The sequence below is a fragment of the Acinetobacter sp. YH12043 genome, from assembly GCF_013419915.1.
GTDB lineage: Bacteria > Pseudomonadota > Gammaproteobacteria > Pseudomonadales > Moraxellaceae > Acinetobacter.
Window position 1 is genome coordinate 1 of record NZ_VOZD01000017.1, and the last position, 12,974, is coordinate 12,974.

The window sequence follows — 12,974 nt, forward strand, 5'->3', positions numbered from 1 at the left end:
AGGCTGTTTTGGAAGCAGGAATATCAACACAAAAGCATTGAATAATTTTTTTAATCTTGTAGTGACTTAATTTACTGTTTTCTATCATGATTCTAGACTAACATAATCATTTTGCTAGTCTAGAGCCAAAATCAAATACCGCGGCTTCGTTACCAAAACTTAAACTGGTTCGGACCTTTTCAATCTGTTCTTGAGATACTTGTAAATTTTTTACATCAATATATTCAGTCAGTGGCCCATGACAGAAGAAAATCCATTTTAAATAAGTACCACGCTTGGGATCATCTAAAGCGGGTGCCAATCCTTTGTCCTGATACTTATCTGCCAGATAGATGATAATAGCCGCCATTTCTGAAATTACGACGCCTTGATCAACCAGACAGGGAACTTTACCCATCGGATTGATCTGAAGATATTCAGGTTGATGCATATCTTTAAAAGGAACTTCCACCTGCTCAAGCTGGTCTTCAATCTGTAGTTCTTTAAGGATAGGCAGCAAGGTCATGCCGCGTGACTGAGGGTTGTTATAGAGCTTCATCATTCTGCTTCAACCGATTTCTTATTTTTTGAATTTCAGTATAAAGCGATTTTCCTCTGCGATTAAAAAGCATGTGCTACAGATCATTTCTGTAGCACATTTCATTTATGGAAGATCAATAATTTACTTAAAAAGGTCTACACAAAACTTTTCTTTAAGCACTTTCAGAATCAGTTCAATCGCAGGATGTTGGTTATTTTTACGGTAACTGACATAGAGAGCAATCATCGGTAAAGGTTCCAGCGTTTTCTTCACCACAATATTATCGCCGAGTAATGGAATCACATAGGCTGGTACCAGACTCCAGCCAACCCCCATGCCGACCAGATTGACATTCAGCAGAATATTGGTGGAATACTGCACCACATTCACGTTCAGTTTCGACTGCCTAAAGAAATCATCAATAATCTTATGCAGCTGTGGTGAGGCTTGTTCATCACTAATCACAAAGTCCTGATTTTCAAACTTCTTGATGCTGACATAGGGCATTTCTGCGACCGGAGAATTTTTCGGCACAATCAGCGTCAGTGGCTCATCAAAAATCTGAACGGACTCAAACTCATCCGACTGATCTCGGTAGCGGGTAAAGGCAATATCAATACTGCCCTGTCTCAGCGCGCTAAACTGTTCTGCATCGGTCAGGCTATGAAACAGTGCTTTCAGTTCAGGAAAATGTGCACGGATATTCGGCATGATATAAGGAAAAATTTTCATTTCCGCGACCGGTACGAAGCCGATATTCAGCTGACCCTTATGTGCATGGGCGATCTGACGGGCTGCCTGCACGGCACGTTCCGCATGTTCTAAGCTCAACAGAGCTTCCTTTAGAAAAGCCTGTCCAGCCTCGGTCAGCTCAACCTTGCGGTTATTCCGCTCCAGCAATTGCGCATCTACTTCACGCTCCAGATCCTTAATCTGCTGACTGAGTGAAGGCTGTACAGTATTCAGTTTTTCAGCTGCCCGGGTGAAGTTCAGCTCTTCAGCCACTGTAACAAAATAACGTAAATGTCTTAATTCCATTTTATTCTTCCGGTAAGGATGCTGAAATCGAAGGTCGCTTCCTGGCCACATATTGACGGTAAATCAATAAAGTGAAAATCACCATCACTGCACAGAACATATAGGTCTTTTCAAAACCGTATTGCGCAATGATCATACCCATCACTACTGAACCCACTGCCAGTCCAATATCAAAAAGGGTAAAAAAGGTAGAAATCGCATGGCCCATGCGCTGTTTTTCGACAGATTGAATCGCCAGCGTCTGTAAACATGGAAATAATGAACCGTAACCAATTCCGATAAATACCGCAGACAACCACATAGTCCATTGGCTGGACATGACACCGACAATCATCATGCCAATCGCAAAGAAAATAAAGGAAGGATAGATAACTGCACTTGGTCCTTTACGGTCGTAAATTTTGCCCACCCAAGGCCGTACCAACAACATTGAGGCCGCAAAAACAATAAAGAAGATGCCGGTATAAGCCAGTAGTTGCTTGGTTTCACTAAAGGGCGTGATAAAACTCATGATACTGGAGTAAGCAAAAGCCGTGAGCAGTGCCACAAAACTCACCGCCAGCACTTTGACTTCAATAATGTCATGCAGGCTGAATTTTGATTTTTCGACCACTGTAGCTTGAGGTTTTGCTAATTCGGTAATTTTCAGCATGAAGGAAAAGATCAAGCCGATAGAGATAATCACGGCAAGCAAGCCAAACAGCACTTTAAAGCTGGTGAACTGAACTACGGTTAAGGCCAGTAATGGACCAAATACCACACCCAGATTAGTCGACATGACAAAATAGCCCATGCCCTCACCCTTACGAGATTCCGGAATAAACTCATTTGCAACGGGAACGGTGACCGTCGTCAGTATGCTGAACCAGATCCCATGTAAGAAACGCACTGCCAATAATGACCACATGCTATCGACCAGCAGATAACTAAAGGAAAATAAGGCAAAAATAACTCCGGCTCCGCGCATTGCCAATTTCTTGCCGAGTTTCTCGATGATCATGCCAGAAAAAGGTCGAATGGCGATGGATGAAACTAAGAACAGGGTCAAAGCTAAACCTGCTTCTTTGACTGATCCGCCCAGATCTTTCATGATATAAACCGGCAGAATGGTCAGTAAGGCAAAGTAATAGACAAACAGGAACAAATTGTTCAATAAACACAGAATAAAGGAGCGATTCCATAAGCGCTCAGGACTAGCAGACATAACACGCAACTTTTAAAAACAAATTTAAGAACTGACTAAACTCAGGGAGAAATCAAAGCTGGGCTTAAGGCCAGATCTACCAGATTCTGGATATATTGATCATCCGGCATGCGGTTGAAGAAAATGATCTGGTAATGAATCGGCCCGTATAAGGTGTCCAGCATCAGATCAAAAGGATAATCCGCACGTAATTCCCCACGCTCGATGGCCTGTTGAATCAATTGGTGGGTTTGTTTTCGACGTGGTAATAGATACTGCTGAAAAAAGTCTGCAGCCAGCTCCCGATGATTGGCCATAACGACCAGCAAAGCTCGGCCTACCGGATGATTAAGCGCCTGAACCAGCAGAGTTAGCTGTTGAACCAGATTGCTGCGCAAGCTTTGTGAAGCATCCAGTTCAAATACCCCTGCTGTGCGCTGCTTGAAAGCATCTAGTACCAGTTCAGATTTATGTTTCCACCAGCGGTAAATCGTAGATTTGCCAACCCCTGCCCGTGCAGCCACATCTTCAATGGTTAGCTGATGATATTCACCTTCTGCCAGTGCATCCGAAACCGCCTGCAGAATACTGTGCTGACGCCGTGAACATTTTTCTTCTTCACTCATGCTTAAAACCAAAAAACGAAACGATACGTATCGTTTCATATTAGATTAAAAAAGAAGCTTAAGCTAGAGTTAAATGAATTTTATAGGCAAAAAAAAGACCTCACATTCAAGGTCTTTTTAATAAGCAAATTAAGTTTAGTTCTTAGCTATGCGCTGATTTTTTATAGATACTGCATGAAGGATGATGATTTTCCTGCAGACGGGCAACTTTACGTTGTTCAGCTGCTTCAAAACGGCAACGTTTCCAGTCATTGTCCAGATTCAGCGGTGGAATCTGTTTAGGCTTACCATTTTCATCAACAGCGACCATCGTGAAGTAGCAACTATTGGTATGGCGTACAGTACGTTTCTGAATATTTTGCGCTTCTACACGAATGCCAATTTCCATTGAAGTACGACCTACATGGTTCACACTTGCCAGGAAAGTCACCAGCTCACCCACATGAATCGGTTCTTTGAAATTTACTTTGTCTACAGACAGGGTTACGACATAACTACCCGAATAGCGACTCGCACAAGCATAAGCAACCTGGTCCAATAATTTCAGAATTGTTCCACCATGTACATTTCCTGAAAAGTTCGCCATATCTGGCGTCATAAGAACCGACATCGTTAACTCTGACTGGTCATCCGATGCTGTTGCAATTTGATCTAAAGGGGCCATCGTTTTCTCTGAACTCTTTGAATGACAATGATATAGACCATTATTATAGCGTTTTTGGTCTAAATAAAATGTTCAATTCGGCAAATAAAACATCATAATTCTTGATATGAAATTTTTCTCCATACAAAAAAAAAGATATCCCTCTGAGGATCCATAGAAATCATCAGAAAGTTATTTTCAGTAACTATAAAATAAACAGGAATTTATCCACTAAATTATTTTCTTGAATCAATGCACTGTGATGAAGAGATTTTCCATTAAACATGCAGAACTCGGTTTAAGAAAACTGCATGCATTAACAAAAAATAACCTCGAATTAAGCAGGCACCTGCCTCAACATTTCTCGCGCCACATTCTCATAACTTAAAGTCTGCTGGCCATGCAATATCGTTTCAACGGTAAAAGAACCATCGGGATGAACTTTAGTTACAGTAAAAATCGTATTTTCAAACTGAGCTAGTGTGACTTGCTGGCCAATTTCGATGTGATTCATATGGCTTTTACATTTATTAATCTGTCGATTTTTATTCTGTCATGATCTTCTAAGCTTTTGAACAGTTGTTTAACTTAAGTCTGTGAATAATTTTGTTAAAATCAAAAAATAGCCTTAAAATATTTTCATAAAATCACTATAGTTTTATAATTCAAAGATTTATTTCCCATTGAAACTTGGGCTTTAAGTGACTTTCAATAGGTAGAAAACATCAGCTCATCTCTAAAAACGATGAGCAAAAATGAACTGCTTTTCACCTATATGAGAAAAGCAGTGAATATTTTTATACATCTATTTGAAAATTAAATATTTTCTTAAAACCATCAGAGCAAACTATTGTTGCTGAGCCAAGAGCAATGGAATCTGATGACCTTGGCTATAATTATGCTTCTGATAGACCTGAGCAATTTCTGGTAGCTTGAGTTTAGCCGCCTCAATCCCAGCATCCATGGTCAATTCCCTGCCACGCACATCAAAGATATGACCTTTTTCGCGTAAGTCTGGCTGAATCACCACATCGGCGTATTGCAGTTCTTCAGAAGCTAAACGTTGCTGCATGATATTAATATTCTGGTTGAATAAGCCCCAGACATTGGTGGTTTCAGTATGGATGGGCTGCGCCAGAATATCGACAGCAATCACAATATCAGCGCCCAACTCACGAGCTACTTTGACCGGTACCGGACTGACCAGTCCTCCATCCACATATTCTTTTTTCTGGATGACAGTGGGAATAAACATGCTTGGAATAGAAACGGATGCACGTACTGCCTGACCGGTATTACCATAATTGAAGACTACCCGCTTACCCTCTTTCAAAGCTGTTGCTACCACAAACATCGGGATTTTCATGGCTTGCAGAGGCGTCTGATCAACCTGTAAATTCACATAATTTTCAACTTTTTTGCCATCAAAAAAGCCTTTGCGGTCTAGCTTGATGTCGCGAACATCAGTGGCTTTCATGCTTAATGCAATATTACGCAGTTCAATCGCTGGTTTACCACTAGCATAAATGGAACCTACGATACTGCCAGCACTGGTTCCCACAATAAAGTCAGGTTGTATGCCTGCCTGCTCCAACACTTCAATCGCACCGATATGCGCATAGCCACGCGCACCGCCACTGCCAAGAACCAGTGCTATCACTGGACGGTTTTCTGTTTGCTTGATCTTACGGAAATTGATCTGGTTTGGACGCGCCTGGGCTTCTGCTACTGAACTGGCAGATTTAATATGACTAGAGTTAGATGGATTAAAACTAGATGTCGTTTGGCAGCCGCTCAGACCTACCATTGTCATCGCCAATATACTCAGTACATATTTCTGCATGCAGAGCACGTCCTCGTTTTGTTAAAGCAGCATAGTGTATAAACACATGCTTAAATAATCTGTAGAATTTCGTAAAACTGTCATACAGTTGCACTAATGTCTTTCAATTTTCAGCCACTGTATGAATACACCTTCACTGTACCGGATCTTTCTCACTTTCCTGCAACTGGGCTGTATGGCATTCGGTGGACCGGCAGCGCATCTGGTGTTTTTTCACCGTAAATTTGTCGACCAATTACAGTGGTTAAATACGACACAATATGGCCAGCTGGTTGCATTAGCGCAGCTTTTGCCCGGCCCAAGCAGTAGTCAGGTAGGCCTTTCAATTGGCTATCTGCAAAGAGGTTATGCTGGGGCATTCGTGGCCTGGCTTGGATTTACTCTGCCTTCAACGCTTCTGATGAGCTTGATCGCCGTACTTGGTCAGTACTATTTCCATATTCTAAACTCAAACAGCTTTCATAGCATTCAATTGATCGTTTTTTCTGTAATCGTCTGGGCATTCTGGCAAATGCTCAATAGCTTCTGCAAGAGCATCTGGCAATATGTACTGGTCTTCATTTCCGTCCTGATTCTGAGCTTCATTAGTATCAGTTTGAACCAGCTACTGGTCATTATTTTAGGGGCAGTTTTTGGCCTCGTAATGGCAAAATTTTCCAATTCTCCTCAGGAAAATAAGCCTGCTTCAAATTCATCTACCATTCACTCAAGTTATATTCGTCCACGTCATGCACCCTACTGGTTCATCGCATTTTTATTACCGTTTTTCCTGATTCCTCTACTAGTCAAATCTGGTTCTTGGCCTGAACTCGCATTTTTTGCTGATTTCTATCAAACTGGCTCATTAGTCTTTGGTGGCGGGCATGTCATTCTGCCTTTGCTGCATCAGGACTTTGTGGCGACCAATTTACTTTCGCCCCAATCTTTCGATCTAGGTTATGCATTTGCCCAATTGATGCCGGGTCCATTATTTAGTTTTTCCAGCTATGTCGGTGCTCTGTTGCCTTGGACAGGTTCATCCTGGATTAATGCATTGTTAGCAACCTGTGCCATTTTCCTGCCTTCGTTTTTTCTGATTTTTGCTACTTTGCCTTATTGGTCATGGTTAATGCAGCAACGTATTATTTTTCAGGCGGTGAACGGGATTAATGCAGCGGTGGTCGGTCTGCTTTTATATTTGCTGATTGATCTCTCTCAGGCATATTTTCGTTTCTGGTCTGATCTGGTTTTTATCATCGTAATGATTTTACTGTTACGTTCGAAATTACCAGTCTGGTTCAGCCTGATTGCCGGATTTATCCTATATCAAAGCTATCTTAATGTTGTGTCATTCTAACCATTTAAACCCATAAAAAAGCCCCGAACCAGTCGGGGCTTTTGCTCAAGTCTTACCAGATATCTGATTTAACTTTATCTTTAAATTTCGGATGATCATCGAGCTTAAACTCTGGTTGCTCGATGCCACGTTTTAGCTGACCGGTATAGTCCTTGAGCAGCATCAAAATAAATGGCATCAGCAGCACAATCGCAATCAGGTTGATACTGGCCATGACACCCATGAACAGGTCCGCCATATTCCAGATCAACGGCACACTAGCAATCGAGCCGAAATACACCATAAACAATACCAGCAACCGGAAAATAAACATGACCTTGCTGTTATTATTGATGAACTGAATATTTCCTTCTGCATAGGCATAGTTACCAATGATAGAAGAATAGGCAAACAGGAACAGAATCAAGGCCAGGAAGTCATCGCCCCAAGCACCAATCTGGCTTTCAAGCGCCATCTGGGTCAAGGTCACGCCTTCAAAACCGGCATTTTCATATAGGCCAGAAACCAGAATCACGATAGCGGTACATGAACACACAACGAAGGTATCTACAAATACGCCAAGCATTTGAACCAGACCCTGATTCACCGGATGTTTCACGTCAGAGGCAGCCGCCGCATTCGGTGCTGAACCCATCCCCGCTTCATTCGAAAATAAACCGCGCTTAATCCCCATCATCATGGCCATCGAGATCATGGCACCGAAGAAACCGCCTGCAGCTGCTTCAAACTCAAATGCTTTGCTAAAGATCAGCTGAAAAATAGACGGCAACATATCGTAATTGATGACGGCGATATATAAAGCTACACCCAGATAAAGAACTGCCATGAAAGGGACCACCCCTTCAGCAACTTTTGCAATCCGTTTGATCCCGCCAAAAATAATCATGGCCGTAATCAAGACCAAGACCAGACCAATCCAGGAAACTTCCAGATCGAAACCACCTAATGGCAACATCAGATTGGCTTCATTCCAGCCCCAGGCATGTGAGGTTGCACCCGTAATGGCATTGGTCTGCACGGCATTGAACACAAAGCCATAGGTCGTAATCAGTGCAATTGCAAAGACAATTCCCAGCCATTTCTGTTTAAGACCCTGAGTAATGTAATACGCAGGTCCACCGCGGAATTGCTGATTCTTGTTATCCCGAACTTTAAACAACTGGGCTAATGATGATTCTACAAAAGCAGAACTCATTCCCAGAAATGCAGTAAACCACATCCAGAACACAGCACCTGGACCACCGACAGCAATCGCAATGGCAACACCTGCAACATTACCCACACCGACCCGGCTAGCCAGACCTGTTACAAAGGCCTGAAACGGCGTAATACCATGGTCATCATCGACCTTGCCACGACTACGTTTCATGACTTTGATACTGTGCCAGAATAAACGGATCTGTACTGCACCGGTCATGATCGTATACAAAATACCGACTGCGACTAGAAACACCACCAAAAAGTCCCAGAGTGGACCATTTAAGGCATCGACCCAGCCCAGTAAGGTTTCATTTAGCTGATCATTCATGTCATATCCTTATGAGCTTATGACTCATTATCAAGCTTAAAATTAGACGAAAAATTTCAAGATCATCTGGATGATCGTGGCATTAATCAAGTCAACGAAGAAAGCACCACATAATGGAACGATCAGAAAGGCTTTATGCGAAGCGCCATACATATTGGTAATCGCCTGCATATTGGCAACAGCCGTTGGGGTTGCACCCATCCCGAAACCACAGTGACCTGCAGCAAGTACTGCGGCATCGTAGTTTTTGCCCATCACCCCGAAAGTGACAAATGCTGCATATAAAGCCATAGTCAAGGTCTGTGCACCGAGAATCACCATCAATGGTCCTGCCAGATCCGCCAGTTGCCATAATTTTAATGACAGCAGCGCCATGGCCAGATAAAGCGACAATGAAGCATTACCAAACACATCAATCGCACGGTCGAAGATCTGGATTTTCAGGATGCCTTCCAGCACGTTACGCAGAATCACGCCACCTGCCAGTGCCCATACAAATGTTGGCAGTTCAAATACTGTATCTTTACTGAAGCCAGTCATCAGCTCCGCAAATGCCAGACAGCCTGCAAACAGACCAAGTGTGGTAATGGCATTATCGGCAGTGATCAGACGGACACGATGTGGATATTCAAATTGCACATATTCATCTGTCGTGCTGTCCATTGGCGTGTTGTCACGTTTTTCGATCTGCTGATCGGTACGGGCCACAGCAAGATTATGACGGTTAATCAACAGTTTCGCCAAAGGTCCACCGATAACACCACCAATGATCAGACCAAAGGTTGCACTTGCCATCCCGAGCGCCAAAGCCCCCTGAATACCATGCTCAACCTCCATAATTTCACCCCAGGCGCCAGCAGTACCGTGTCCACCAGTCAAGGTAATCGAACCGGCAATCAGACCGATCAGAGGATCAATACCTAACAAGCTTGCCAGCCCCATACCCACTGCATTTTGTAGGGCAATAAATGTTGAGATGGCAACCAGGAAGATCACCAGTCCGATCCCGCCTTCGCGTAATTTAGCGAAGTTCGCACTCAGACCGATCGAAGCAAAGAAAATCAGCATAAAACTGGTTTGCAGTTCCGCGCTCGTGGTAATGCTGTAGCCCCAGAACGAATGAACCAGCAGAGAGATAACCGCTGCAACCAGACCACCTGCGACAGGTTCAGGAATGTTGTAACGTTTTAGAAAATCGATTTTATCTACCAGAAACCGGCCCAGTAATAGCACAATTACTGCAGCGATCAGGGTATAAAATGCGTTAAAAGTAAAATCCATAATTTTTTTGTCCAAGATGGTTCTGAATTTTTGTCATTCTAAAAGTCGTGTTGCGATTCATTTCCACAGAAGAAAACCTTACATTACCCCATGTAATTGTCATCTACTTCATTCATCCATCGCCTTTAGAATCAACAAAGCATTCCGCATCTGTTTCAAACTTATGAATATCATCGTGATGATCATATTCAGTGAGAGATTTATAAAAGCGAAAAACAGCCTTTTGCTGATTGCATAAGCTACGCCAGATGCATAAATTCATCTAAGCGTGCAACTCATAGCGATAACATCCAGCCTATATTTTTTACTTCTCAACCAGCATGAATTGCTGCATGAGTGCTTTTAACCTAACTGAGTTCATCAAGTCATTTGCAATAAGATATTTCAAATAGAGCTTGACCATGCAATCTTCATTATTTCTTCAAAATGCATGTATTCAACTGAAAAGTCGCACATTATGCTGTTTCTTTGTATAAAGTTTTATTGTTTTTTATTAACTATAGTTAGTGAATATATAAAAAATAATTATAACTTCTTATTTTTTATAGTTTACTACCCCCAAATTTTAATCGAAATAAAATATTAATTGAACGTAAAAACGGATATTTAATTTTATTTTTAAGATTGAATTTTAATCATTCTATTTTGTTCTTAACTTTCCTTTTAGTTCCAGCCATCGATGTTAATTGCTCAAGATATCAGCATCTAAAATATCGGTTGCATGTTTAGAAGGAGTTTTGTTTAAGCATTCAATAAATTTCTAAGGCTATTTATATAACTTCTATATCTCTTAAGTGCATTCTCATTCATGTGATTTTTATTAATCATCATAATTCACTGTGAAACTAAAATTACCCCTGCCCGACAGAGTTTGTTTGGTTTATAGTCAGTTCACCATCATTAAGGATATGAGATTGGAAATTAGAATGGATCAAAACCTCGTTCGTGCTGTAGATCAAACCATTACTTCCCGTCATTCAGTTCGTGCTTTTCTGGATACGCCGGTCAGTACCGACATGCTCAAAGACATTTTGACTGTGGCCAGTCGCGCCCCTTCAGGAACCAATACCCAGCCATGGAAAGTGTATGTGCTGACAGGGAAAAAACGCGATGAGCTGGTGCAGCGTGTCTGTCAGGCGCAAATGGAGCTTTATCAAAATCCGGCATTGGCCGCACATTATAAAGAAACCTTTGCCTATTATCCCGAGCAATGGTTCTCTCCTTATATCGACCGACGCCGTGAAAATGGCTGGGGCTTATATGGTTTGCTGAATATCCAGAAAGGTGAAAAGGATAAAATGGCACGCCAGAACCTGCGTAATTTTGAATTGTTTGATGCACCAGTGGGGCTATTCTTCACCCTGCATAAGGATTTAGGCGTAGGTTCAAAAATGGATATTTCCATGATGATTCAAAACGTGATGCTGGCTGCCAAGGCACGTGGTCTGGATACCTGTCCGCAGGCTGCCTGGAATCATTTTCATAGCATTGTGCTAGATGTACTGGGAGCAGGTGAAGATGAAGAGCTGGTCTGTGGCATGTCACTAGGCTATGCAGATCCAGACCATATCGTAAATACCTTTATCACCCCACGTGTCCCGGTAGAGGAATTTGCCGTTTTTGTAGATGAATAAGATTTGATAAGCCATGATCCAAGCATCAACTTTGAGCTGCTTGGATTGTCTGACAGAGATATAGAGTTCTTGCAGCTCCTTATTTCTGTTTAACTCTAGGCAGTTCTAATTTCAATACAGATCTAAAGGCTATAACTACAAAGATCGCCATTACCAAGGCCATATTGAATAAAGCATCCCACAGCATAAAGTTCAGTAAAACCCCACCCAACAAACCGCAGGCAAATTGCATACTGCCCATGATCGCACTGGCGGTTCCCGCACGCGCGTCCTGCTCTGCCATGGCCAGCGCCATCGCATTCGGTCCCACAAAACCAATCGAGGCCACAACGACAAATAAGGCCACCATAACTAGGACAACAGATTCAATATTCAGATAGCCTAAAACCAGTAAAGCCAGGACACCGATTCCCTGTAAAGAAGCACCTAGTTTTAAGCGACTTAATACTGAAAGATATTGAGCCAGATGCTTATTCAGGGTCGAGAACAGCATGATTCCAACGGCATTCCCCCCGAAAGCATAAGCAAACTGCTGCTCGGTCAGATGATAATGATCCATCAGAATGGCTGAAGAAGCGCTGATATAGCAGAACATCACCGCCCCAGAAAAACAGCCCACCAGCATCGGTCGTCTGAAACTTTCATCCTGAAAAATGGTTCGGTATAAACTCAATACCTGTTGCAAATTCAGTTTAAGACGGCGTTCCGAGGGCAAGGTTTCCTGAAAGAAAAAATGCACACAGACCAGACTAAACAAGCCACAGCCCATCAGCACCAAGAAAATAATATTCCACTCAAAGAACATCAGTACCCATGCGCCGAGACTTGGCGCAATAATCGGTGCAATGGTCGTTACAATCATCATGCTGGCAAAGGCCTGTGCAGCCGCCTGCATATCCAGCCGATCACGAATGGTTGCTCGGGCAACCACGACTCCTACACATCCTCCTAAGGCTTGTAATACCCGTGCTGCAATCAGGCTCCATTCATTCTGTGCAAACATACATAACAGGCTGGCCAGAATATACAGACTCAATCCAAAATAAAGCGGTGGCTTACGTCCAATCCGGTCACTGATCGGGCCATATAGCAACTGCCCAACCGCCAGTCCAAGGAAATAAGCTGGCAGACTATTGGAGACCATCTGGGTACTGACACCAAAATCCGCTGCCATTTCTGGCAAGGCAGAGAGATACATATCAATGGATAAAGGACCAAGTGCAGTCAGTGAAGCCAGCAAAATAATCCAGGACATGGCATAAGGTCGTGGTGCTGTCGTATTGGAGTTCATGTAATTAAAGATTTTAATGCGCAGTAGGCAGACAAATTAACATAGCGCATA

General features: G+C 42.7%; 11 protein-coding genes and 2 pseudogenes. 2 read left to right on the forward strand and 11 right to left on the reverse strand.

Annotated features, from left to right (window positions below):
- From FTU01_RS09480 to FTU01_RS09515, 8 genes and pseudogenes are all read right to left on the reverse strand, one after another.
- Positions 1 to 88: pseudogene (locus FTU01_RS09480) on the reverse strand (IS1595 family transposase); the annotation flags it as partial.
- A 39-nt stretch (positions 89 to 127) separates the two neighbouring features.
- Positions 128 to 538 (reverse strand): annotated as a pseudogene (locus FTU01_RS09485) (glutathione S-transferase family protein); the annotation flags it as partial.
- 123 nt (positions 539 to 661) lie between these two features.
- On the reverse strand, positions 662 to 1,558 hold the full coding sequence (locus FTU01_RS09490; protein WP_159123387.1) for a LysR substrate-binding domain-containing protein: 897 nt from the start codon (positions 1,556 to 1,558) through the stop codon (positions 662 to 664).
- A gap of 1 nt (position 1,559) precedes the next feature.
- Positions 1,560 to 2,762, reverse strand: coding sequence for an MFS transporter (locus tag FTU01_RS09495; RefSeq protein ID WP_179992630.1), 1,203 nt, complete (start codon positions 2,760 to 2,762; stop codon positions 1,560 to 1,562).
- 41 nt (positions 2,763 to 2,803) lie between these two features.
- A complete protein-coding gene (locus tag FTU01_RS09500) occupies positions 2,804 to 3,367 on the reverse strand; it encodes a TetR/AcrR family transcriptional regulator (protein ID WP_166137661.1) in 564 nt (187 codons plus the stop codon).
- A gap of 142 nt (positions 3,368 to 3,509) precedes the next feature.
- Complete coding sequence (locus tag FTU01_RS09505) at positions 3,510 to 4,031, reverse strand: acyl-CoA thioesterase (RefSeq protein WP_004784949.1); 522 nt, start codon at positions 4,029 to 4,031, stop codon at positions 3,510 to 3,512.
- Between the two features lie 316 nt (positions 4,032 to 4,347).
- Positions 4,348 to 4,524 carry a hypothetical protein gene (locus FTU01_RS09510; protein ID WP_162835329.1) on the reverse strand — a complete coding sequence of 59 codons (177 nt, stop codon included), beginning with the start codon at positions 4,522 to 4,524 and terminating at the stop codon, positions 4,348 to 4,350.
- A gap of 333 nt (positions 4,525 to 4,857) precedes the next feature.
- The gene (locus FTU01_RS09515; protein ID WP_180105062.1) at positions 4,858 to 5,853 is read right to left on the reverse strand and encodes a patatin-like phospholipase family protein; all 996 of its coding nucleotides are present in this window, start codon (positions 5,851 to 5,853) and stop codon (positions 4,858 to 4,860) included.
- A gap of 121 nt (positions 5,854 to 5,974) precedes the next feature.
- Between FTU01_RS09515 and chrA the strand changes: the two genes are divergently transcribed.
- The gene (gene chrA, locus FTU01_RS09520) at positions 5,975 to 7,189 is read left to right on the forward strand and encodes a chromate efflux transporter (protein ID WP_180138885.1); all 1,215 of its coding nucleotides are present in this window, start codon (positions 5,975 to 5,977) and stop codon (positions 7,187 to 7,189) included.
- Positions 7,190 to 7,241: 52 nt separating this feature from the next.
- On the opposite strand, the gene FTU01_RS09525 is transcribed toward chrA, so the two are convergent.
- Positions 7,242 to 8,717 carry a sodium:alanine symporter family protein gene (locus tag FTU01_RS09525; protein WP_180138887.1) on the reverse strand — a complete coding sequence of 492 codons (1,476 nt, stop codon included), beginning with the start codon at positions 8,715 to 8,717 and terminating at the stop codon, positions 7,242 to 7,244.
- A 42-nt stretch (positions 8,718 to 8,759) separates the two neighbouring features.
- Complete coding sequence (gene gltS / locus FTU01_RS09530) at positions 8,760 to 9,998, reverse strand: sodium/glutamate symporter (RefSeq protein WP_180138889.1); 1,239 nt, start codon at positions 9,996 to 9,998, stop codon at positions 8,760 to 8,762.
- 926 nt (positions 9,999 to 10,924) lie between these two features.
- Here gltS and FTU01_RS09535 point away from each other — a divergent pair.
- Complete coding sequence (locus FTU01_RS09535) at positions 10,925 to 11,632, forward strand: nitroreductase (protein ID WP_180138892.1); 708 nt, start codon at positions 10,925 to 10,927, stop codon at positions 11,630 to 11,632.
- Positions 11,633 to 11,711: 79 nt separating this feature from the next.
- Here FTU01_RS09535 and FTU01_RS09540 read toward each other — a convergent pair whose 3' ends face one another.
- Complete coding sequence (locus tag FTU01_RS09540; protein ID WP_180138894.1) at positions 11,712 to 12,923, reverse strand: multidrug effflux MFS transporter; 1,212 nt, start codon at positions 12,921 to 12,923, stop codon at positions 11,712 to 11,714.
- Positions 12,924 to 12,974 lie beyond the last annotated feature (51 nt).